This window comes from Pseudomonas sp. 3JA, assembly GCF_036961705.1.
Classification (GTDB): Bacteria; Pseudomonadota; Gammaproteobacteria; order Pseudomonadales; family Pseudomonadaceae; genus Aquipseudomonas; species Aquipseudomonas fluorescens_Q.
On sequence record NZ_JBAMDJ010000015.1, the window covers coordinates 92,569 to 115,747 of the forward strand.

Consider the following 23,179-nt stretch of genomic DNA (forward strand, 5'->3'; position numbering starts at 1 on the left):
CGCACGTCCTCAAAGATAGGAATAGAAGAGGCTGTCGAGCAATTGCGTCCAGCCCTGCACGAGGACAAAAATCAGCAGCTTGAGCGGCAACGAAATGGTCATGGGCGCGACCATCTGCATGCCGAGTGCCAGCAGCAGGTTGGACACGATCAGGTCGATGACAATGAACGGGATATAGATCAGGAATCCCATCTGGAAACCGGCCTCGAGCTCCGACAGCATGAAGGCCGGAATGAGCAGCATCAGGTCGTCGCGGCTGGCCTGCTCGGCGCGCTCCTTGGGCCACATCCGCTGGGTGTTTTCCAGCAGGTGGGCGAGGATGTCCGGGTTGGTGTTGCGCGACATGAAAGCCTGCAACGGTTTTACCGCGTTCAGCGCAGAACCTTGCAACGCCTCGGTGCTGCTGAAATCCAGCGGCTGTTCCTTCAGTTGTTCGGCGATGTTGTGGCCCACCGGCGCCATGATGAACAGCGTCGCGGCCAGGGCAATGGCATACAGGGCCATATTGGGTGGCACCTGCTGCACACCGATGGCGTTACGGGTGATCGTCAACACGATGGCTATCTTGAGAAAGGCGCTGCAGATAATCAGCAGCAGGGGGACCAACGAAATCCCACCAATGAACAGCGCCAGCAGAAAGGGGTCGACCCCCTGGAAGCTCATCCAGCCACATCCACGCGAGCGATTTGCAGACCCAATCGGCCATCGACCTCGACCAGCTCGCCCTGGGCCAGAGCTCGTTCGCCATAAAACAGCGCCGCCGTCCCCGGTGCCACACCTTGCACTTGCAGCACCGCGCCGGGCGCCAGATTGCGCAGCTCGCCCAAGGTCAGGTGCAAATGACCGCAGCGTATCGTCAGCGCCAGCGGCAGGTCGTCGAAACGCTCGGGGAGATCGGCAGCGACCGGCTCCGTCATCGGCGCCTCCTCGGTTTCAGCGGCATAGGCCGACAGCGGGTGCTCAGTCGCCTCGCCAGTTTGGTCGTCAGGTTCATAGCCGGTGCTATCGTCCCAGTCCGGCGTCAGGATGTCGGTGTCGGTGTCGGTGTCGGTGTCGGTGTCGGCGGTGGTGGTGGTGGTGGTGGTGGTGCTCATAACGGTCTCCTCCAGAGCGAGCAAGGTCAGGCGCAACGGCGCGGCACGGCTGTGTACCCGCACCTGCAAACAATGCCGGCCCAGGCGAATCAGCCCTTGGCCGGATGAATCGAACAAAGGGGTTTGCGGCACCAACACATCACCGGGGCGCAACGTCGCCACCTGCCCGGCGGCCAGCGCCAGGTGTCCCAGTTCCAACGGGACACGCAGCGCAAAGCCCTCGATCCTTGGCGCGGCTCGCCGTTGCCAGGGATCGCTGCGAAGCAGCCCCAGCAAGGTCGCACCGGTCATTTCCAGATGGCTCGTGACGCGGGCCGTGCCCACCCTCACGTCGAGCCGGCAGGCAATGCCCTGCACCGCGGGTCCGGCCGCTGGTTTGATAAAACCGAAGGCCTGGCGCAGGGGCTCGCTCAGGGTTTGCTGGAACAGCGACCAGAACCACGTGTCATCCGGCCCGGGTTCGGCAGGCAGGACCACCGGGCATTCACCGAACAGGCTAAGCACCGCGCCGGCCTCGTCCAAGGTAAAGACACCATGGGCACACGCCAGCACACACGGCGTGCTCCCAGCCGCAACGCCGCCCGGAGTCAGTTCCAGCAGGCCCGTCTCGCCCGCCACCTCGAAGGGCAACCGGACGCCAATTCCCAATAGCCGCCGGGCGGTGGCGTCCTCGCTGCCCACCGTCGGCAGCACCAATGCATGGACTGTCATGTCGCGCCAACCTCTTCTTCCTGCGCTACGCGCACGCTGACCGGCTGGCCCAGGCTTTGGGTCAGCGCCTCTTCGAGACGACCGGATCGACTCGACAGCCGCGTCTGTACGTCTGCACTTTCGCTGCTCAGGCCGATGTCCCACCCGCACGCCCCGCCTGGCCGCCGGGCGGATACCTTGATGCGGCCCAGATTGGGCAGATGCAGTAGCAGGTCCAATTGCTGGTCGAGGGTGGCGCGCAAGCGTGGCGTGAGCTGGTCGACAAACGCCTCCTCTTCGCCGTTCGAAAGGTTCACCAGGCCCGACAGCGAACCGGTGCCGGCGCTGTCATCCTGCGCACCGCCCCGTGGCGCATCGACCCACTGACGAAACCAGTAACCGTCACTGCTGCCTGCCGTCAGGTCCGGGTCGCGTCCGGTGGCAGGGGCGGACTCACGCTCCACCGGACGGCTTGCCCGACTCACCTGGGCAGGCGGTTGCTCGTACGCTCGAGGCGGATGCCGAACGGGGGCCGCCGGGGGATTGCCGTGCGGTGTCGGCCCACCGCGCACGCTGTGCTCATTCATCGCTGGGGGGCTCCACCAGGTACTCCATCATTGCGCTGAGCTTTTCCAGATCTCGCCGGCGCCCTTGTAGCCGCTGCTGGGCAGCGGCCGTGTGCCGGGCCTGCTGCGCCTGCTCATCGTCCAGTGCCTGCACGGCCCGCGCTTGCTCGGCCAGTTCGCCAATCAAGCGACGTTCCTGGGTATTCCAGGCATTTAGCTCGCACACGCTCAACGCCCGGCCACGGTGCTCGCCGTACAACGCCTCGCGCTGCACCGCCTGTTGCTCACGGGTCGCCTGCATTTGCGCGCGCGCGGCGGCAACCGCGGCTTCGCGTTCACGCAAACGCTCACGCTGCTGGCGCCACGCCCGTTCGGCTTGCGCTTCGCGGTGGCGGCGTATCGGCGCCAGGGCGTCCAGATCAACCCGGGACATAGGCGGTCAACTGCTGCAGGTGGGCGAGCGTGGAAGCAAACTGCTCCGGCTCACGCAGGTCCTGGCGCAGGAAGGCGTCCAGGGCGCCACGCGACTCCACCGCCAGGTCGGTCAAGGGGTCGGCACCGGCCTGGTATTCGCCCAGGCGCAACATCAGTTCGATTTGCTCATAGGCCGACAACAACCGACGCAGATTGATGCCCGCCCGCAGGTGCTCCGCCTCGGCCACATTGGCCAAGATTCGCGACAGGCTGGCCAGCACATCGATTGCCGGGTAGTGGCCACGCTCCGCGAGCTTGCGAGACAGCACGATGTGACCGTCGAGCAGCGAACGCACTTCATCCGCCACCGGATCGTTCATGGAATCCTGCTCGATGAGCACCGTATAAAACGCGGTGATAGCGCCCTCGTGGGTCAGCCCGGCCCGTTCAACCAGCCGCGGCAGCAGGCTGTAGACCGACGGCGGCAGGCCGCCACGCCCCAACGGCTCGCCGGCGGCCAGGCCGATCTCACGCTGGGCCCGGGCGAAGCGGGTCAGCGAGTCGATGAGCAGCAGCACGCGTTGGCCCCGGGCACGAAAACCCTCGGCCAATGCCGTCGCGGTGAACGCTGCGCGGGCGCGTTCCATGCTGGAGCGATCGGAGGTGGCGCACACCAGCACCGCACGGGCACGCAGTTCATCATCCAGCTCATGGTCGAGGAATTCACGCAGTTCGCGCCCACGCTCGCCGATCAGGCCGAACACGATGACATCGCAATCAACGTTCCGGGCAATCTCCGCCAACAGTGTGGTCTTGCCACAACCGGCGCCGGCGAACAGTCCCACACGCTGGCCTTCGCCGAGCGTCAGCGGGCCGTCGATGGCCCGTACGCCGGTCATCAAGGGCCGTTGGATGCGCGGTCGCGCGGTGGGCGCCGGGGCCTCGCCAATCACCTGCGACGCATTCGGCACATGCGCACCGGCGAAGGCTCCCGCGCCGCCATCCACCAGCGGCCGGCCGAATCCATCCAGCACCTGGCCCAGCAACTGCGGCCCCACGCACACCCGATGCGGCATGCCCAGCGGCTCCACCGCCGCACCGACCCGGACGCCCTCCAGCCCGCCCAAGGCGCTGAGCAAGGCATCGTGCTGGTCGAAGCCGACAATTTCGGCGAGCAGCGGCTCGCGGGCGTCGCGCTCGACCCGGCAGAGGTCGCCGATCTGCGCCCCCGGCAGCCGGCACTGCAGCAAGATGCCGCTGACCCGCTGCACCCGTCCGCGCACCATGACCGGCGCGAAGCGACGCAAGTGCGCCAATTGCCCGGCCTCCCAGGCCTCCAGTCGCGCGATGGCCGCCTGCGTCATCACCAGGTGACCTCGTAGCGTTGGTCGCCCTCGAAGGTGACTTTGCCGCTGTCGATGGCAGTCAAGCGCAGGCCATCGATCTGGTCGCCCAGGAACAACCGACGGCCATCGGCGGTGACCACGTGACCGTGCTTGCCGCCCACGATCTGGGCGATCTGAAACGGCAGTTTCGTCAGCCGTTCCTTGACGTTGGCCGTGATCCCGATCGGCGTTTCATAGCGCTCCTGGAAGCGCTCGATCAGTCGTTCGACCATCGCCAGGCGCTGGCGCGGCAACTCACCCACCAGGACCAGCCGGTCGTCCTGGCTCTCGACCCGCACACCGGCGCCCAAATCGCGCTCCTGCAACATGCGATCTAGCTCCAGGCGGACCGCCTCGACATTGTCCAAGGCCACCTTGGTCTGCTTGAGCTGCTGGGCCGGGCTGCGCGCCACGGTCTGCGCCGGCTGGCTGGTAAAGGCCCAGGCGCTGGAGGCAACGGTGATCACCGCCGCGGCAATGGCCAGGCGCTTGGGCCACGACGGCCGCACGGCGGGCTTCGGGGTTTCCCGGTCCAGCGCAAGATGCGCAGCGTCGTCCAGCGCCGCCTCTTCGGGCCAGGGCTGATCGGCCGGGGCCAGGCACAGCCAGACGCCTGCCACGGCAAACGGAGCATTGCTCTGCAAGGGCTCGGTCGCGGCCCAGGGCTGGCCCTGTCCATCGCAAACCGTGCCCTCCAGCCGTTCCAGTAGCCACTGGCCCTGCACCTGCCGCAGGCCCACGTGACGCCCACAGATGCCCGGATCGTATAGCGCCAGGTCGGCCTCCTCCGCCGCCCCGACCACCCATTGCTCGCCAACCAGCGGCAACGCCGCACCTCGGTGCAGACCACTCAAGACTCGCAGTTCGAACATGGTCAATTCCTCAAGGGGCGACAGACGCTCGCCCACGATCCGGTTGTACGACGGGGCACCGGCGGCCCCCGTCCTCTGTCACAGCCAGGCCATCGAACGCACCTGGATTTGCATCGTTACGTGAAGGCACCGCTGCTGGCGTGCCAAGACAAGCCCGTCACGCGGCATCCTCCATCCGTAGCTTTTCCTGCTCGAGGTCAAAGCGCCCCAGCACGGTGACCTGGGCGTTGCTGTGCAACTCGCTGAAGGCGAGCACGGGCACGTGATTGAATTCGTCACGCAACAAATCGCGTAGCGGAGCCCGCAGGTCTTGCGCCACCAACAGCACGGCCACGCGCTTGGCGCGCAACGGGAAGCCTTCGCGCAACTGCATGACCAAGGCGCGGGTATGCAGGCTTTCCAGGGCAAAAAAGGTTTCCGTCTGGGTCTGGCGCAGCGCATCGCGCAACAGGCCTTCGGTTTCCGGCGTCAACAGCCACACGTGCAGGCCATCTTCGTCGCGGTACTGGTGATAGATCTGCGACTTCAGGGCGATGCGCGCGTAGTCGGTCAGCGCACCGACGTCGCGCTCGTGCTGCCCGTGCTCGATCAAGGACTCGGCGATCAGCCGCACCGCGCGCAGCGGGACACCTTCGCCGGCCAGGCGCTGGAGCACGGCCGCGAAACGGGCCAACGGCATGGTCCGCTGCAGTTCCTGCACCAGCTCTGGCTGGCCCGCTTCGAGCCAACTGAGAATCGACTTGCTCTCCTGAAGCCCCAAAAATTGTGGGCCCGTGGCAAACATCGCGCGGCTCATGCGCTCCACCAGCAACTCGGCGGCCGACACCGCCTCCACGCGTTCGTCCGCCAGCAGCGGATCGTCAGGCGTCAGCCAGAGCCACTGCTGCTCGTCGCGCACCTCGCTGCCGACCTGCCCGTCGCGCGGTTCCAACGGCAGCGGCCCGCGCGCCACGGCCACGCGCTCTCCGAAAGTTGCCCGCAACATCGGCACCTCGTGCACGCAGAAGCGGAACTCGTCGTCTTCCAGCAGCGCGCTGTATTCGATCTCGAAGGGCGGCAGGGTCAGGCCAAAGCCGGCCACCAGCGCGTTACGCTTTTTGCGGATCGCCTGGATGGCTTCCTCGGCGGCCGCGTTGCCTTCCATGGCTTTGGAAAACTGCAGAAGATAGGCACGGGTCGGGTCGAAGCTGCGCAGGTCTTCGGCGCCGTTCTGTGCCGGGGCCACGACCTCCGCTGGCTGGTCGCCCTGGCGGGCCAGCCGGGCGCGCGAGTAGAGCTGGACGATGCCGGCGGTGCCGGTGATCAAGGCGATGACGATGAACACCAGCGTGGGCATGCCGGGCAAGGCCGCGAAGCCGAGCATTCCCACCGAAGCGATCACCCAGGCCTTGGGTTCGGCGGTCAACTGCTGGGCGATTTCCTTGCCGACGCTACTGCCTGCCGGCTGCCCTTGCGGCGATACGCGGGTGATGATCATGCCCGCAGTAAGAGAAATCAGCAGGGCCGGAATCTGCGCGATCAGACCGTCACCGATGGTCAACACGGCGTACAAGTGCATCGATTCGGATGCGCCCATGTCATGCTGCATCATGCCCACCGAAAAGCCGCCGATGAGGTTGATCACCACGATCACCAAACCCGCGATGGCATCGCCCTTGACGAACTTCATCGCCCCGTCCATCGCACCGAACAGCTGGCTTTCCTTGTTCAATTCCTCGCGACGCCGCCGGGCTTCGCTGACATCGATCAGGTTGGCGCGCAGGTCGCTGTCGATGGACATCTGCTTGCCCGGCAGCGCGTCCAGGGTGAACCGCGCCGCCACTTCGGCGACCCGCTCCGAGCCCTTGGTGATCACCAGGAAGTTGACCACCGTCAGGATGAGGAAGATGACCAACCCGACCGCCAGGTTGCCCCCCACTACAAAATCGCCGAACGCCTGGACGATATGGCCGGCGTCGCCCTGGAGCAGGATCAACCGGGTGGTCGCCACCGACAACGCCAGCCGGAACAGCGTGGTTAGCAGCAGCACCGCCGGAAACGAGGAAAACGCCAACGGTCGCGGCAGGTACAGCGAGAGCACGATCAGCAGGCAGGAGATGCAGATGTTGATCGCGATGAGCGCATCGACCACCGAGGTCGGCAAGGGCAGGATCAGCATGAACACGATGCCGAGCACCACGAACGCCCCGACCACCTCGATGCGCCGCACCGCTTCGTTGGCGACTTTGTTCAACAGGGCGATCATGAGCGTGCTCCAATCACCGGGGCAGCGGTCTGGCTTCGGGGCTCGCCACGGGAACGCTCATCGAGCAGCACCAACAGGTTCTTCAACGCGGTCTGTCGGCTTTTGCTATCCCGCCAGAGGGGCAGCGGCAAACGCTTGAGCAAGGGGTACAGGCCGTTCAGGGAGACCAGTTGGTCCCGCTCCTCTTCTCCACCCAGTTCACGCCCGATACGCCGTACTTCCGCCGCCGACAGGCCACTGCTGACAAACCCCAGCATGCGTTGGAGCAACAGCACCGCCGTGAGCTGGCTGGCCGGGCAACTGCAGGCCAGTTGCTCGAGCAAACGGCGGCAGCTGTGCAGGACACTGCCCAGTTGCGTCGAGGCGGCCAGGCCGATCAACAACGTGCGCAACAGGGCGGTGGGACGTGACGGTGTGTGCGCCGCGATATCGTCAGCCAGTGCCCGGCGCATCATGTCCAGCCCCGGCACGAAGGCCGCCTCGCCGAACAAGCCAAGCAACGCCTGCATCATGGTGGGCAACGATTGCTTGAGCACCACGGTGTCGTAATAGAGCCGCCGTACCGCCTGGCGCAGTTCGGGATCGCCGCCCGCAGCGCGCAAGGCCTCGGCGATGTTCATGCCCGCCTGGATCTGCGCGCCATAACGCTCGCGCAATAGTTGCAGGTAGTCGCGAGCGCGCTGGGCTTCGACGAGACGACCTTGAACTTCGGCCTCGCGCAAGGCTTGCTGCAGGATCAGGTCGGTACGGGCCGGGTCACCACCGGTGGACTGCACCACCTCTTCAAGCACCGGCTCGCCACACAACAACAAACCCGCCTGGGCGGCCATTGCCCCCAGGCTCTGCTTGCCTGGGTGGCCGAGTTGGTCGTACCACTCTTCCAACTGCTCGCGCGTCTCGACGCGCACCTGGCCCACCTCGCTGCGGGCATTGCGGATGCGCCGCTGGCTCAGCGCCTTGGTATTGCGCTCCACATGATGGCTGAAGGTCATGCCGACCTCCTCCATCGAATTGGACTGCACGGCCTGAAACGATTCGACAGGCTTGCCGATGCCCACGACGGCCGAAGCGGTCTGGGCAAGGTTGGCGGCAATATGCGCATTTGTCGGGGCTTCTACTTTCATGATGGCCGTGAGCGTGGTTTCGGACGCTCAGTGGGTGGCGGCTATCCAGCATTCAGTTCCATCAGCGGCCATGGCCCTTTCTGACCGCTTCGCAAGGGTTTCCTGCCCGAGCGTTCGCTCGGTGCAATTTCATGCAGTGGCGCTTGGGACGGCTGTGCATGCCCTTGCACAAATAGAGCAAAAGCACTAGTAAAAAACCCTTAATTATCAGAAAGATAAATCATTAATCCGGCTTGGCACAGGTCCTGCTGACGGGGGAAACGTCGACATTTTGATCGACGCTATGGAACCTACTCAGAGGGATTTATTAATGAACAGCCTGAATCTCATGGCCCCCCCGCAAACCTCCCCGGCCCCCACAGGTGCGCCAGACATCTGCTTCGGCGAGGAACGCAAGCTGCGTCTGTTTGTGCAAAAACGTGTACTCAATCAAGACGACGCCGACGACATCATCCAGCTCACGTACCTGGAAGCCTGGCGCAACCAGCAGAAGTTCAAAGGGCTGGCAAAGCAGGACACTTGGTTGTGTGGCATCGCCCTCAACCTGATCCGCAACCACTTCCGCCGCTTCTATGCGCAGCCGCCGCTGAGCACGTTCGATGAGAGCGAGTTCAACGAGTCCAGTGACGACATTGACTTGAGTGAACTGTGCGACAACCGTCGGCTGTTGGATCGCACGCTGTTAGCCATGGATGAGTTGCCCAAGGACATGCGCGATACCCTGTGGACCGCCGTGGACACCGAGAGCAGCTACCGCGATGCCGCCGAGCGGCTGGGCGTCCCCATTGGTACCGTGCGTTCAAGGTTGTTTCGCGCGCGTGAACAACTCAAACGAAGCGTCTATGGAGAAGCCCGGCCATGACCCACAATCGTTTGAACAGCCGACCCGACCTGCCACGCGGCGTGCGCCGCTACACCCCCGACGACTTGCCGGTGATGACAGATATCTTCAACGAAAGCGCTCTGGGAGGTACCAGCTCCCCCGTGCTCAGAGCGTTTTCCCTGAAGGAAATGACGTTTTTCGTCGACTGTTTCGTCAAGGAGGGTGATCCGATCTATGTGCTCGAACGCGCTGGCGAAGTCGTCGCCTGGTTGATCGTCAACCGCTTCTGTTGGGGAGCCCAGGCCTGCCGATTGACCGGTGAAGTGTCGATCTACGTACGCAGCGACCACATCGGCAGCGGCGTCGGTATTCGCCTTGGCCAAGCCGCGGTGGTGTTGGCCAGGCAGTATGGTTTCGAGACGCTGGTGGCCTGGATCATCGAGCACAACGAGGCCAGCAAACGCGGCGTACAAGGGCTCGGCGCGACCCAATGGGGACGCTTCCCAGGGATTGCCCGGTTCGCTGATAACCGTGCGGACGTCGTGCTCTATGGACTGCACCTGACGCCAGGCGACACGGCATCCATCTCCCTTTCAGCGCCGGCGCAAAACGAGGAGGCCAGCCTGGCGTGAGTCCACGGCTCGTCCGGCTGGACGTCGGGCGAGCCGCCTCTTTCCAAGGCATGGGCCTGCGCTCATTCGAGCCGATGCCATTTTTTGCACAGCCCCCGCAGACCCTGTTGTTCAGTCGATAAACCCGTGGCGAGGGAGCTTGCTCCCGCTGGGCTGCGCAGCAGCCCCCTTTTCATCAAGACCTCGGTGATCCATCCACCGACCAACACACCGGCAACGCCTCCGGCCCCCTGAAGTTGGGTACGTAGCGCCAGCGCACGGCACCGGGATCGACCGCCAATTGCAGCCCAGGGCAGCACCGAAGAAGTGTGTTCAAGGCGATTTCCAATTCCTGCCGGGCCAACGAGGCGCCCAGGCAATAGTGCGTGCCTTTGCCGAACGACATGTGCGGGCAGGCCGGGCGAGTGATGTCGAGCGTGTCAGGGTTTGCACACAGCGTTTCGTCACGATTGGCCGAGCCCACCACCGCAATCAGCAGTTGCCCGCGTAGCAAGCGTTGTCCGGCCAGTTCGGTGTCCCGGGTAACGAAGCGGACCATGGCCCGCTCCACCGAAGAGTCATAGCGCAGAAGCTCCTCGACCGCGCCAGGCATTAACGCCGGCTCGTCACGCAATTGCGCCAGCACCTTCGGGTGCTGCACGAGCATGTGCACCGCATTGCCGATCATCGATGCCGACGTTTCGTGCCCGGCGATGATCAGCAGCGCGATCATGCTGCACAGCTCACTCTGGCTGAGCATGCTGCCCTCTTCCTCGACCTGCGCCAGCGCCGAAACCAGGTCATCGCCCGGCTGTGCTCGACGCTGGTCGATCAACGCGAGCATGTAGCCCGCGAATTCCTTGTAGCAACGCTGCAACTCGCTCAGGTCATGCCCCACCTGCTGGACGATCATGTGGGACCAGCGGCGGAAATCGTCACGATCTTGTGCAGGGACGCCAAGCAATTCGGCGATGACAGTGATCGATAACGGGAATGCATATTGGCTCACCACGTCCATTTGGCCGCTCGACCACACGGGTTCCAGCAACGTCTCGGCGATCTGTTCGATACGCGGCCGCAGGGCATTCACCGCCTTCAACGTGAAGGCCTTGTTGACCAGGCGACGCAAGCGGCGATGACTGTCGCCATCGCGGTTGAGCATGTGGTCGTTAAGAAACGCGATGGATTGTTCGCCGCCGAGCATCGCGGCGAACTGCGCATCGATCCGCGACGGGTCACGGGCGAAGCGCTCGTTGTCCAGCAGCACCTCCTCGACTTCCCGCGCACCGGTGACGTACCACATCGGCAACTGCCCTTCGGCCTGGCTGAGAAACACCGGGGACGCCTGGCGCAGCGCCGCATAATGCCGATAAGCCTCGCCACGAAAGGCGTCGCTATTCAAATCAAGGGTACGCTCGTAAGCCATGAACACTCTCCAGGGGCATGAATCGTTGCTCCTGAGTGGCCGGGCGCGCCAAAAAAGATCCATGTGGGTTACCTGCCGGTGAACCGTTTGCACGGCCACGGTCACTCAAGGGAAAACACCAACCCCTGCGAGAAGCTGACATGACGCGTGCACTTGCAATCCATGGCCAATGCGACACTCGTTTCGAACCGGTCAAAGAGGCGTTTATCCGGCTGATGCAAAGCCCCTTCGAACGCGGCGCCGCCCTTTGCATCCAGATTGACGGCGAAACCGTTATAGACCTGTGGGCCGGCACTGCCGGGCCGGAGCCGGACAGCCATTGGCAGCGCGACACGCTGCTCAATCTGTTTTCCTGCACCAAGCCCTTCACGGCGGTGGCGATCATGCAGCTGGTCGGCGAAGGACGCCTGGACCTGGACGCGCCGGTCTGCCACTACTGGCCGGCCTTCGCCAACGCCGGCAAAGCGTCGATCACCCTGCGCCAGGTGCTTTGCCACCGTGCCGGGCTGCCTGCGCTGCGCACGCCCCTGGCACCGGAAACCCTCTACGACTGGGACACCATGACCGACCTGATCGCCGAGGAAACTCCCTGGGCCGCGGCTGGGGAACAGCAGACCTATTCACCCTTGCTGTTCGGCTGGATCCTCGGCGAATTGCTACGTCGGGTGGATGGCCTGACGCCGGCGCAAAGCATTCACCAACGCGTGGCGGTGCCGCTCGGGCTGGATTTTCACCTCGGCCTGGACGACGCGACCATCGCCCGCTGCGCCTACATGGCGCGCACCAAAGACGAGATCGACGACGAAGCGTTTGGCCGGGTTTTGAAGGACGTGCTCAACGAGCCGACCGCCATGAGCGCGCTGGCCTTCGCCAACCCGCCCATGGTGCTGGGACGCAGTAACGAGACGGGCTGGAAACGCATGACCCAACCAGCGGCCAACGGACACGGCAATGCCCGCAGCCTGGCGGCGTTCTACGCAGGCCTGCTCGACGGGCAACTGCTGGAGTCACCGCTGCTCAACGAAATGTTGCGCGAGCACAGCGCCGAATACGACCCGACCATCCAGACCCCAACGCGTTTCGGCCTGGGCATCATGCTCAACCAGCCGGACGTAGCGAACGGCAGTTATGGCATGGGTAACGAGGCGTTCGGCCACATGGGCGCCGGTGGCACCATCGGGTTTGCCGACCCTGAACGCGGCGTGGCGTTCGGCTTCGCCTGCAACACCATTGGCTCCTACGTCTTGATGGACCCACGCGCGCGCGGCCTGGCCAATGTCGCGATGGGCTGCCTGTAAACCCTGGACGATCGGCTCAATGCTATTCACTTAAGCGAAAGATCAGGCTGCGGAAGATCGTTCCCCACGCTCCGCGTGGGAATGCCGCCAGGGACGCTCCGCGTTCCGCTTCTGGAAGCAACCGGCTCACACCCCTGGCGGCACTACCACCTCCGCCACCTGCGGCTCGGCCGTGCCGGTGCCGGTGCCGGTGCCGGTGCCGGGTGAGGCAACCACTTGTTCTTCGCTACCGGCTACGCGGGGCAGCGCGGCCTTGGCGATCATGTCCGGTTGAGCCAGCAACCTGCGCGATGCGTCCAGGGGCATCAGCAGGCGCCCCCTGGCCCTGCCGCGCGCGGCAGGGTTGAGCATGCGCAATTCTCGTTCATGAACACCGGACAACTGCGCCAGGTGCGCCAGGTCCACCGGCTGCGACAAGGTGACCATCTGGAAATACGGCTGGTCGGCGATGGGCGCCAGGCTCACGCCATAGTCGGCGGGCGCATTCACCAGTTGCGACAGCGCCAGCAGCCGCGGCACATAGTTCTGGGTCTCGCCGGGCAACGACAGGTTCCAATAGTTGGTCGCCAGGCCGCGGGCGCGATTGCGCGTGATGGCGTCGCGTACGCGCCCTTCCCCGGCGTTGTAGGCGGCCAGCGCCAGCAGCCAGTCGCCGTCGAAGTAATCGTGCAGGTAGGACAGATAATCCAGGGCGGCCCGCGTCGATGACGGAATGTCCCGGCGCTCGTCATAGTCGCCCCGCTGCTGCAATTGATAGCGGCGCCCCGTGGCGGGAATGAATTGCCAGAGGCCCAGGGCCTGGGCCGGCGATTGGGCGTTCGGATTGAACCCGCTCTCGATGGCTGGCAGCAGCGCCAGTTCCAGCGGCATGTTGCGCTTGTTCAGTTCACCCACGATGAAATGCAAGTAACGGCTGCCGGCACGCCCGGTCTGGGTGAGAAAAGCCGGGCGATCCATCAGCCAGCGGCGTTGCTCATCGATACGCGCCACACCCTGGGTCTTGGCCTGCAAGGAAAACCCCTGGCGCATGCGCGTCCACAGGCTGCCGCCGCTTTGCGGGGATGACTCGCCGATCTGGATGATCGTGTCCGTAGGCGCCGGCTCAAGCCAGCGCAGTTGCGAGCGGTAAGGCTCGTTGGCGAACGGATCACCGATGGTCAACTGCGGTTCGAGGTGCTGGCAGCCATACAGCAAGGTCCCCATGGCCAGCATGGACAACCCTTTGGGGACGAAGCGAAGGGCCGGCAAAGGTGCAATTGATCGAGACATGGGCGGTCAACCTTGAGTGAGGTGGCGCCATTGGGTGGCAGATCGCAAGGCAGCGGTTCCACGCGGCTCGTCCGGCACGCCGTCATCGGGCGGCAGGGGCTCGGTTGGAACCGAAATGCCGCAGCTGTCACTCACCATGGGCAGCAGGCGCTCGTCGGCGCCTGGATGACAATGCGAGGTCACTCATGGCGTCACCCATCTATTGCAAGCTGATCGATCAGCTCTGCGAACTCACAATGATTCCTACCCCGGCAGCGTTCTACGAGCAGGCGAACCTGTCGGTCAAGGATGTGGACTTTTCCCTGAAGCACACCCCAGGCGTGGGTGAGGGAGACGTCTTTATCTACTGCAGCTTCGGGCCATTGCCGGTGGCGAATCGGGAGGCGGTCCTGCAACGGCTGCTGGAAACCAACCTGTACCTGCTGAGCGGCGCGTTCTGCCCTTCCCTGTCTTACAACCGCGACAGCGAACAGGTGATCCTGATCGGCCACGTCCCCCTGGAAACCCTCACGGCCGAGCGCCTGCTCGGGCTGATGGGCGGTGCTGCCGACATGGCGCTGATTTGGCGCGATGGCTACTTCTTCGACGGTGCCAGCCCAAACGACACCGCCAAGACCACCCAGCACAAACCCACCCCCCGTAGCACCGGGCTCAACAGCGCCCTGTCAATCTAGGAGAACACGACATGCCAGATTTATCAGTAGGACGAAGCACCAGCTCGGCGGCGTTGCACCAGCAGGACGATCGGATCACGCCAGTGGGAACCAGCCTGTCCGGGCAGGTTCGTCCCTCCACCAATCCCCTGGTGCCTTATCACTTCGAAGGACAGGCGACCGACAAGACCCAGCAAACACTCCGAACCAGGCAACAGCGCCTGACAGGACTGGTCACCAGCCTCGGCAAGAAAAACCCTGAGAGCGACCCCATTGGCTATGCACGTGAGCACATGAGCCTGGAAGGCAAGGTATTGGGCTACGCGCCAGGCACAAGTTATCAAGATGTACAGAAGCATCTCGCCGCACTCGGCGGCACGCCACACCCGATGCTGTCGGGCCATGAAGAAACCGAGGCATTCGTCAAGGACTTCAACGAGTACCTGGCCAAGAATGAGGGCGACCGGAAAGAGGACGGCGGTTTCAAGGCAGTCTGGGACAAACACTGCGAGCGCATGGGTAATACCCTTGGCGCCTATCATTCGTTGTGCCAGGAAGTCATTGATAAAACCCCGGAAGGGAACGATCGCCAACTGCTGAAAAATAGCCATGAAGCCTTCCGCGGTTATGCCAAGGGTGTCATGCAAGCCATGACGCAAGACATGCCCACGCGCTTGAATACCTTCATGGAAAGCCGAATCGAGCACGCGCAGAGTGCCGCGACCAACGAGAGCCTTTCCCGACCCGAACGCGACCTGGCGAAAGATCAACTGGATCAGTTGCTCGAGGTCCAGGGGGAGCTTGGCGAGTTGCTCAAGACCGATGACGACAAGCCGAACACGCCAAGCGAACTGGCGACGGCGACGAAGAAAAACGAGGTGCTGGACACCGCACTGAAGAACGTCGCACGCCAGGACTATGTCGCCGACCTCAAGACCAAAAGCGGCTTTGTAACCGGCCTGGCGGTGTTCGCCGGGGCGGGGATCCCGCAGGGCGTGGCGTCTGCGGGCCACTTTGGCGCGATCACAGCGTCGATTGATGAAAAAATGGCGGACGCCTCCTACGGCAAGCATGTCGCGGCGACCTCGACTGTCCTAGGCGCCGCCCACAAGGTGATCAGCGACGGCATCCGCCCATTCGTCCAGGTCGTCGTCGACAAGACCATCGGCGCCGGCCTGGAAAAAGTCGATCCAATGTCGGTCTATCCCAAGGCCCTGCAAGTCGTCACCCAGGACGGACGTCGGGTCGAGAACGCTGGACGCGATGCCCTCGACCTCACACAGGAGCAAAAACGCAACGACTTCAAGCTCAAACAGAACGCGAACAACTTTGGCACCATGAGTGGTGACTTCACCGGCTACCTCGCCTTCGGTGCCGCCCATGCCGTGCGCGATACCATTGATCAATTCACCTCGGTAAATGCCGGCGGCATCATCGCCCGCACGACGGCCTCAGCAGTAGGCGGCACCTTCATGGCGGGGGGCCAGGCAGTGGCGAAATATGCGCAAACCCACGGTGATGAGGAGATTCCCACCTACCGGGTGACCAAGGAAAACCGCAACTGGGGCGAACTGTTACCCAAGGCGTTTTCCGAAGCGACAGGAAAGCTCAACCCGATCAGCATGGCCAACGTCAGCGACCTCGCCAACCGGATCGTTGGCGTAGGCGAAGGGGTCGCCATGCGTACAGCCGTGGGCGACGCAGCCGCGGTGGGTGAAAACCCGGAAGTGCGGGAAAAAATGGAGCAGATTGTCACAACCTTCTTCTCCTCCGGCCTGACGCTGCTTCCGTTCTTCGCCAACAGTGTGGCGGCACCGCTCGAAAACAAGGCGCTGAGCGGCAAAGACGACCTGACCAAGCGAGCAAACGTACCGCTGCAGAACGTGACAAATCCAAACCGAGACGGCCTGCCCCACACCCAGCCGGAAGGCTGGCGGCGCGACCTCGAAAATACCTACCACGTGACCCGCGGCCTTACCCAGGTCGTTCCGCAAACCGCTATCGCGGGGCTTAACCTGGGTACGGAATGGGCCCAAAGCCTGGCACCGCGGCCCAAAAAAGCCTCTGGCGATAACATTCAACTGGCAGAGCGAGGCGAAGCGCGACCCCAGGGCGGGCCGTCCAACGAACCTGCACCCACTACCCGGCCAAGCTGATGAATTCGCCGGGCTATCTTTCGCTGGCTTGACGCTCATCGGTTGAAACCGTCCTTCTACGCCGGCCGCAGGAGCCTCCTGTGGCCGGCCCTCGCGACACACGCCGACCCACATCCCTTTGCGCTTCGACGACGACCGACGTGATTGCCATGCCGATCAACGATAGCCTTCCGATTCGCCGCGCCGGCCTCCAAAGCCCAGCCGCTGCCTGAAACCTTCCACCGCCTATACTCTGGCCCGCGAGGCGACTTGGAGAAAATCCCTCCGACGGACGATGCGCCGGGAAGCAGCCCTATGCTACACAGGGAATCAACAGCGACACCAAGGGACCGCTGTCACCAGAATAAGGAATCACCATGAAACGCACCCTCATCGCCTTCCTGTCATTGATCGTCACCGCGATCATCGTCACGGGTGGCTACCTCTACAGCAAGCAGCCCACCCGCCAAGGCACGGTGCAGTTGCAAGGGCTGCATGGCTCGGTGACGGTGCGCTACGACGAACGCGGTGTGCCGCATATCCGCGCCGAGAACGAAACCGACCTGTACCGCGCCCTCGGTTATGTCCATGCCCAGGATCGGCTGTTTCAGATGGAGATCATGCGCCGCCTCGCCCGTGGTGAGCTGGCCGAGGTGCTGGGGCCGAAACTGCTCGACACCGACAAGCTGATGCGCAGCCTGCGCATTCGCGAGCGTGCCGCGGCCTACGTGACCGAGCAGGACCCACAATCCCCCGCCTGGCTCGCCATGCAAGCCTATCTGGATGGGATCAACGCCTACCAGGACAGCCACACCCGTCCCGTGGAATTCGATGTGCTGGGCATTCCCAAGCGCCCCTTCACCGCCGAAGACACCGTGAGCATTACCGGCTACATGGCCTACAGCTTCGCCGCCGCCTTTCGCACCGAACCCCTGCTGACCTACGTGCGCGATGTGCTGGGTGCCAACTACCTGAACATTTTCGACCTCGACTGGCAGCCTCAGGGCGTGCTGGCCGAAGGTCGCAAGGGCAGCCTGCCGCTGGCTGCCGCCGACTGGAAAGACCTCGACGCCCTGGCCCGCCTGAGCGAGCAGGCCCTGGCTGATAACGGCCTGCCGCAGTTCGAGGGCAGCAATGCCTGGGCGGTCTCCGGCAGCCGCACCCACAGCGGCAAGCCGTTGCTGGCGGGTGACCCGCACATCCGTTTTTCCACGCCTTCGGTGTGGTACGAGGCGCATTTGTCGGCCCCGGGGTTCGAACTCTACGGGCAATACCAGGCGCTGCTGCCCTTCGCGACGCTGGGTATGAACCGGGATTTTGGCTGGAGCATCACCATGTTCCAGAACGACGACCTGGACCTGATCGCCGAGAAGGTCAACCCGGACAATCCCGAACAGGTCTGGTATCGCGACAAATGGGTGGACATGACCCGCAGCGAGCAGCAGATCGCGGTCAAGGGCCAGGCGCCGGTGACGCTGGTGCTGCGCCAGTCGCCCCATGGCCCGATCGTCAACGATGCCCTCGGCGCGAACGCCGGCAAGACCCCGGTCGCGATGTGGTGGGGGTTCCTGGAAAGCCGCAACCCGATCCTCGAGGCCTTTTACCAGCTCAACCGCGCCGACACCCTCACCAAGGCTCGCGGCGCTTCGGCCAAGATCCACGCGCCGGGGCTGAACGTGGTGTGGGCCAACGCCAAGGGGGACATCGGCTGGTGGGCCGCCGCGCAACTGCCCAAGCGGCCAGTCGGCGTGAAGCCCGGCTTCATTCTCGATGGCAGCAGCCCGGAGGCGGAAAAGGAAGGCTTCTATCCGTTCAGCAACAACCCGCAGGAGGAGAACCCGGCGCGGGGCTACATCGTCTCGGCCAATTTCCAGCCGGTGCCGGCCAGCGGCATCGAGATCCCCGGTTATTACAACCTCGCCGACCGTGGCCAGCAACTCAACCACCAGCTCAGCGACAAGCAGGCGAAGTGGGACATCGAAACCACCCAGAAACTGCAACTGGGCACCACCACCGCCTACGGCCCGCGCCTGCTCGCGCCTTTGTTGCCGGTGTTGCGCGAGGTGATCAGCGATCCGCAGGAGCGCAAATGGGTGGAGCAACTGGCCCAATGGCAAGGCGATTACCCACTGGATTCCATCAGCGCGACGCTGTTCAACCAGTTCCTGTTCAACCTGGCCGACGCCGCCCTGCACGATGAACTGGGTGACGGCTTCTTCGAAACCGCCCTGTCGACCCGGGTGATCGACGCAGCCCTGCCACGCCTGGCGGCTTCAAAGGATTCACCGTGGTGGGATGACCGCACGACGCTGGGCGTGGAAACCCGTGCCGACACGGTGAACATTGCCTGGAAGAAAAGCCTGGCGCACCTGCGGACCACCCTGGGTGACGATGCCACGCAATGGCAGTGGGGCAAGGCTCATACCCTGACCCATGGTCATCCGCTGGGTCTGCAAAAGCCGCTGGACCGGATCTTCAATGTCGGTCCGTTTGCCGCACCGGGTACCCACGAGGTACCCAACAACCTCTCCGCCAAAATCGGTCCGGCGCCGTGGCCGGTGACCTACGGGCCTTCGACACGGCGCATCATCGACTTCGCCGACCCGACCCACAGCGTCACCATCAACCCCGTTGGCCAGAGCGGCGTGCCGTTCGACAAGCATTACGAGGATCAGGCCGAGGCGTACATAGAGGGGCTGTATCACCAGGCGCATTTGGCCGAGGAAGAAGTGACGGCCAATACCCATGGCACCTTGAAACTGTTGCCGGCCCGGGCGCCCTGAAGCGGGCGCACAAGTCTTTTCATCGCCACCCGGCCTTGATCGTCATTGATGGTCAAGACTACAAGGACGCAATCCCGCCTTTCCCATCAGGAGTCAACGCTATGTTCAATAACTGGTCCGAGCTGCTGCCTACCATCAAGAGCGCCTTTGGCGCCCTGGGCAAAAGCAATCCGAAGATGGTCAAGGCCTACATGGCCCTGGACGAAGCCGCGGCTGAAAATGACGTGCTCGATGCCAAGACCCGTGAGCTGATCTCCATCGCCGTCGCCATCACCACGCGCTGTGACGGTTGCATCGGCGTACACACCGACGCCGCCATCAAGGCCGGCGCCACCCGCGAAGAAATCGCCGCCACTCTGGCCACCGCGGTGTCCCTGAACGCGGGCGCGGCGTACATCTACTCCCTGCGCGCGCTGGAGGCCCATGACGCGCTAAAGAAATGAGCGGCGATAACTGACATCTTCGCTACACCGCTATCGCGAGCAAGCTCGCTCCCACAGGTATCGATCGTTCCCCACGCTCCGCGTGGGAATGCCGCCAGGGACGCTCCGCGTTCCGCTTCTGCAAGGTGACGCGGAGCGTCACGGGATGCATGCCCACGCAGGAGCGTGGGAACGAGCAAGTTGGGGTGGCTGCGGAAGCGTTCCTCACGCCCCGCGTGGGAATGCCGCCAGGGACGCTCGGCGTTCCGCTTCTGCAAGGTGACGCGGAGCGTCACCGGATGCATTACCACGCAGAGCGTGGGAACGATCGACATCTTCGTCGACTGTCACACCGCTTTCGCGAGCAAGCCCGCTCCCACAGTTACTCAGCGTCCGATTAAACCGGAGCGGTCTCGGCCCGACGCACTTCCGGTTGTTTCCAGGAGTCGGCGGCGCTTTCTTCGATGGCTTGCTGGATCGCCCGCTTACGGCTTTCTTCGGCGCGGCGGCTGAAGAACCAAACCAGGAAAGTCACCAGCGACACCGCCAGCAGGATCAGGCTCGCCACGGCGTTGATTTCCGGTTTCACACCCAGGCGCACCGCCGAGAACACTTCCATCGGCAAGGTCGTCGAGCCAGGGCCGGAGACGAAGCTCGCCAGTACCAGGTCATCCAGGGACAGCGCGAACGACATCATGCCCCCCGCTGCCAGCGATGGCGCGATCATCGGGATGGTGATCAAAAAGAACACCTTCCACGGCCGCGCACCGAGGTCCATGGCCGCTTCTTCGATGGACAGGTCCAGCTCACGCAAGCGCGCCGAGACCACCACCGCCACATACGCCGCGCAGAACGTGGTGTGGGCAATCCAGATCGTGACGATGCCACGCTCCTGGGGCCAGCCGATCATCTGGGCCATGGCTACGAACAGCAGCAACAGCGACAGGCCGGTGATCACTTCCGGCATCACCAGTGGCGCGGTGACCAGGCCGCCGAACAGCGTGCGGCCCTTGAAGTGGGTGATGCGGGTCAACACGAAGGCCGCCAGCGTCCCCAGGGCCACCGCGGCAATCGCCGTGTAGCAGGCGATCTCCAGCGAGCGCACCACCGAGCCCATCAACTGGCTGTTGTCCAACAGGCCGACGTACCACTTGATCGACCAACCGCCCCACACCGTCACCAGTTTCGAGGCGTTGAACGAGTAGATCACCAGGATCAGCATGGGCGCGTAGATGAACAGCAAGCCCAGCACCAGCATCAGGCTTGAAAAACTGAAGCGCTTCATTCCTTGCCCTCCATTTCTTTGGCCTGACTGCGGTTGAAGAGGATGATGGGCACGATCAGGATCGCCAGCATCACCACCGCCAGGGCGGATGCCACCGGCCAGTCACGGTTGTTGAAGAATTCCTGCCACAGCACTTTGCCGATCATCAGGGTTTCCGGGCCACCCAGCAGTTCCGGGATCACGAACTCGCCCACCACGGGGATGAACACCAGCATGCAACCGGCGACGATGCCGTTCTTGGACAGTGGCACGGTGATTTTCCAGAAACTGTTGAAGGTGCTCGAACCCAGGTCCGACGCGGCTTCCAGCAGGCTGGGGTCATGTTTCACCAGGTTGGCGTACAGCGGCAGGATCATGAACGGCAGGTAGGAGTAGACGACCCCGATATACACCGCCAGGTTGGTGTTGAGGATCTGCAGCGGTTCGTTGATAAAACCCATGCTCAGCAAAAAGCCGTTGAGCAAGCCGTTGTTGCTGAGGATGCCCATCCACGCGTAGACGCGGATCAGGATCGCGGTCCAGGTCGGCATCATGATCAGCAGCACCAGCACCGTCTGCATCTCTTTGCGGGCATTGGCGATGCCATAGGCCATCGGGTAGCCGATCAGCAGGCACAAGACCGTGCTGATCAGGGCCATTTTCAGCGAGCCGAGGTAGGCGGCGATGTACAACTCGTCCTCGCTCAGCATCGCGTAGTTGGCGAGGTTGAGCAGCACCTGCAGCTTCTGGTCGACGTAGCTGTAGATCTCGGTGTACGGCGGGATGGCTACGTCGGCTTCGGCGAAGCTGATCTTCAGGACAATGAAGAACGGCAGCATGAAGAACAGGAACAGCCAGATGAAGGGCACCCCGATGACCAGTTGGCGGCCACCGGGCGTTATTCGGTCGAGTCGGCGTTTGAGTTTGCGCATGTTCATGAGCGAAGTACCACGCCGCTGTCGTCTTCCCACCAGACGAACACCTGGTCGCCCCAGGTCGGACGCTGGCCGCGGCGTTCGGCGTTGGCGACGAAGGACTGCACCAGCTTGCCGCTCGGCAACTCGACGTAGAACACCGAGTGGCCGCCCAGGTAGGCGATGTCATGGACCTTGCCGCTGGACCAGTTGTTCTCGCAGGTCGGTTGTTCGGCGGTGACCAGCAGTTTTTCCGGGCGAATGGCATAGGTCACGGACTTGTCCTGCACCGAGGTGCTGATGCCGTGGCCCACGTAGATGTTGCGGTCCAGGTCCTTGCAGGTCAGCACCGCGTGGCCTTCGGCGTCGTCCACCACTTCGGTCTCGAAGATGTTGACGTTGCCGATGAACTCGCAGACCAGCCGGCTGGTCGGGGTTTCGTAGATGTCGATCGGGCTGCCGATCTGGGCGATCCAGCCCAGGTGCATGATCGCGATGCGCTCGGCCATGGTCATGGCCTCTTCCTGGTCGTGGGTCACCATGACGCAGGTCACACCAACCCGCTCGATGATCTCCACCAGCTCAAGCTGCATTTGCGAGCGCAGCTTCTTGTCCAGGGCCCCCATCGGCTCGTCGAGCAACAACAGCTTCGGCCGCTTGGCCAGGGAACGGGCCAGGGCCACGCGCTGGCGCTGGCCGCCAGAGAGCTGGTGCGGCTTGCGCTTGGCGTATTGGCTCATCTGCACCAGCTTGAGCATTTCAGCCACGCGGGCATCGATTTCGGCTTTCGGGATCTTGTCCTGCTGCAAGCCGAAGGCGATGTTCTGCGCCACGGTCATATGGGGGAACAAGGCGTAGGACTGGAACATCATGTTGATCGGCCGCTCGTAGGGCGGCATGTCGGTGATGTCCACACCGTCGAGGTAAATCCGCCCTTCGGTAGGCCGCTCGAAACCGGCCAGCATTCGCAACAAGGTGGATTTGCCCGATCCCGAACCGCCGAGCAAGGCGAAGATCTCGCCTTTCTTGATTTCCAGGGACACATCGTCCACGGCAATCGTCTCGTCGAACTTCTTCGTGACCCGGTCGATTTTGACCAACACCTGCTTGGGTGTCTGGTCGCCCTCGAGGGCTTTCTTATAGGCGCCGGAGGCAACTGCCATTTACGAAACTCCCACAGAATTTGCAGTT

General features: G+C 63.5%; 20 protein-coding genes. 7 read left to right on the forward strand and 13 right to left on the reverse strand.

Annotated features, from left to right (window positions below):
• Positions 1-9 precede the first annotated feature (9 nt).
• The 8 genes from sctR to V7773_RS14160 all read right to left on the reverse strand — a co-directional run bounded on the left by sctR (position 10) and on the right by V7773_RS14160 (position 8,390).
• Positions 10-663, reverse strand: coding sequence for a type III secretion system export apparatus subunit SctR (sctR, locus tag V7773_RS14125; RefSeq protein ID WP_063323918.1), 654 nt, complete (start codon positions 661-663; stop codon positions 10-12).
• Entirely contained in the window at positions 660-1,805 is a 1,146-nt protein-coding gene (sctQ, locus tag V7773_RS14130) for a type III secretion system cytoplasmic ring protein SctQ (RefSeq protein ID WP_336073928.1), read from the reverse strand. The genes sctR and sctQ overlap by 4 nt, the downstream gene beginning before the upstream one ends.
• Positions 1,802-2,371, reverse strand: coding sequence for a type III secretion protein (locus V7773_RS14135; protein ID WP_336073929.1), 570 nt, complete (start codon positions 2,369-2,371; stop codon positions 1,802-1,804). Before V7773_RS14135 ends, sctQ begins: the two co-directional genes overlap by 4 nt.
• Entirely contained in the window at positions 2,364-2,783 is a 420-nt protein-coding gene (locus V7773_RS14140; RefSeq protein ID WP_092221366.1) for a YscO family type III secretion system apparatus protein, read from the reverse strand. The genes V7773_RS14135 and V7773_RS14140 overlap by 8 nt, the downstream gene beginning before the upstream one ends.
• Positions 2,770-4,128: a FliI/YscN family ATPase gene (locus V7773_RS14145; RefSeq protein ID WP_336073931.1), complete on the reverse strand. Its 1,359-nt coding sequence runs from the start codon at positions 4,126-4,128 to the stop codon at positions 2,770-2,772. The genes V7773_RS14140 and V7773_RS14145 overlap by 14 nt, the downstream gene beginning before the upstream one ends.
• Positions 4,128-5,021, reverse strand: coding sequence for an FHA domain-containing protein (locus tag V7773_RS14150; protein ID WP_336073932.1), 894 nt, complete (start codon positions 5,019-5,021; stop codon positions 4,128-4,130). Before V7773_RS14150 ends, V7773_RS14145 begins: the two co-directional genes overlap by 1 nt.
• A gap of 157 nt (positions 5,022-5,178) precedes the next feature.
• Entirely contained in the window at positions 5,179-7,266 is a 2,088-nt protein-coding gene (sctV, locus tag V7773_RS14155) for a type III secretion system export apparatus subunit SctV (RefSeq protein WP_336073933.1), read from the reverse strand.
• Positions 7,263-8,390: a TyeA family type III secretion system gatekeeper subunit gene (locus tag V7773_RS14160; protein WP_336073934.1), complete on the reverse strand. Its 1,128-nt coding sequence runs from the start codon at positions 8,388-8,390 to the stop codon at positions 7,263-7,265. Before V7773_RS14160 ends, sctV begins: the two co-directional genes overlap by 4 nt.
• A 310-nt stretch (positions 8,391-8,700) precedes the next feature.
• Between V7773_RS14160 and V7773_RS14165 the strand changes: the two genes are divergently transcribed.
• Positions 8,701-9,252 carry an RNA polymerase sigma factor gene (locus tag V7773_RS14165; protein ID WP_336073935.1) on the forward strand — a complete coding sequence of 184 codons (552 nt, stop codon included), beginning with the start codon at positions 8,701-8,703 and terminating at the stop codon, positions 9,250-9,252.
• The gene (locus V7773_RS14170) at positions 9,249-9,845 is read left to right on the forward strand and encodes a GNAT family N-acetyltransferase (protein ID WP_063323910.1); all 597 of its coding nucleotides are present in this window, start codon (positions 9,249-9,251) and stop codon (positions 9,843-9,845) included. Before V7773_RS14165 ends, V7773_RS14170 begins: the two co-directional genes overlap by 4 nt.
• Positions 9,846-10,020: 175 nt before the next feature.
• Here the strand turns inward: V7773_RS14170 and V7773_RS14175 are convergent, their stop codons facing one another.
• A complete protein-coding gene (locus tag V7773_RS14175) occupies positions 10,021-11,250 on the reverse strand; it encodes a cytochrome P450 family protein (RefSeq protein WP_336073936.1) in 1,230 nt (409 codons plus the stop codon).
• A 140-nt stretch (positions 11,251-11,390) separates the two neighbouring features.
• Here V7773_RS14175 and V7773_RS14180 point away from each other — a divergent pair, with 140 nt between their 5' ends.
• Complete coding sequence (locus V7773_RS14180; protein WP_063323908.1) at positions 11,391-12,548, forward strand: serine hydrolase domain-containing protein; 1,158 nt, start codon at positions 11,391-11,393, stop codon at positions 12,546-12,548.
• 126 nt (positions 12,549-12,674) lie between these two features.
• Here V7773_RS14180 and V7773_RS14185 read toward each other — a convergent pair whose 3' ends face one another.
• Positions 12,675-13,817, reverse strand: a complete 1,143-nt coding sequence (locus V7773_RS14185) for a transglycosylase SLT domain-containing protein (RefSeq protein ID WP_336073938.1) — start codon at positions 13,815-13,817, stop codon at positions 12,675-12,677.
• 185 nt (positions 13,818-14,002) lie between these two features.
• On the opposite strand from V7773_RS14185, the gene V7773_RS14190 reads away from it, so the two are divergent.
• The 4 genes from V7773_RS14190 (at position 14,003) to V7773_RS14205 (ending at position 19,831) form a co-directional block, all read left to right on the forward strand.
• A complete protein-coding gene (locus V7773_RS14190) occupies positions 14,003-14,491 on the forward strand; it encodes a CesT family type III secretion system chaperone (protein ID WP_063323906.1) in 489 nt (162 codons plus the stop codon).
• A gap of 11 nt (positions 14,492-14,502) precedes the next feature.
• Positions 14,503-16,626 carry a type III effector gene (locus V7773_RS14195; RefSeq protein WP_336073940.1) on the forward strand — a complete coding sequence of 708 codons (2,124 nt, stop codon included), beginning with the start codon at positions 14,503-14,505 and terminating at the stop codon, positions 16,624-16,626.
• A 356-nt stretch (positions 16,627-16,982) separates the two neighbouring features.
• Positions 16,983-19,388, forward strand: coding sequence for a penicillin acylase family protein (locus V7773_RS14200; protein ID WP_336073941.1), 2,406 nt, complete (start codon positions 16,983-16,985; stop codon positions 19,386-19,388).
• A 101-nt stretch (positions 19,389-19,489) separates the two neighbouring features.
• On the forward strand, positions 19,490-19,831 hold the full coding sequence (locus V7773_RS14205) for a carboxymuconolactone decarboxylase family protein (protein ID WP_003206631.1): 342 nt from the start codon (positions 19,490-19,492) through the stop codon (positions 19,829-19,831).
• A gap of 376 nt (positions 19,832-20,207) precedes the next feature.
• On the opposite strand, the gene V7773_RS14210 is transcribed toward V7773_RS14205, so the two are convergent.
• The 3 genes from V7773_RS14210 to V7773_RS14220 are packed head-to-tail and all read right to left on the reverse strand — an operon-like array spanning position 20,208 to position 23,151.
• Positions 20,208-21,095 carry an ABC transporter permease subunit gene (locus V7773_RS14210; RefSeq protein WP_063323903.1) on the reverse strand — a complete coding sequence of 296 codons (888 nt, stop codon included), beginning with the start codon at positions 21,093-21,095 and terminating at the stop codon, positions 20,208-20,210.
• Complete coding sequence (locus tag V7773_RS14215) at positions 21,092-22,012, reverse strand: ABC transporter permease subunit (RefSeq protein ID WP_063323902.1); 921 nt, start codon at positions 22,010-22,012, stop codon at positions 21,092-21,094. Before V7773_RS14215 ends, V7773_RS14210 begins: the two co-directional genes overlap by 4 nt.
• Positions 22,009-23,151: an ABC transporter ATP-binding protein gene (locus V7773_RS14220; RefSeq protein ID WP_063323901.1), complete on the reverse strand. Its 1,143-nt coding sequence runs from the start codon at positions 23,149-23,151 to the stop codon at positions 22,009-22,011. Before V7773_RS14220 ends, V7773_RS14215 begins: the two co-directional genes overlap by 4 nt.
• Positions 23,152-23,179 lie beyond the last annotated feature (28 nt).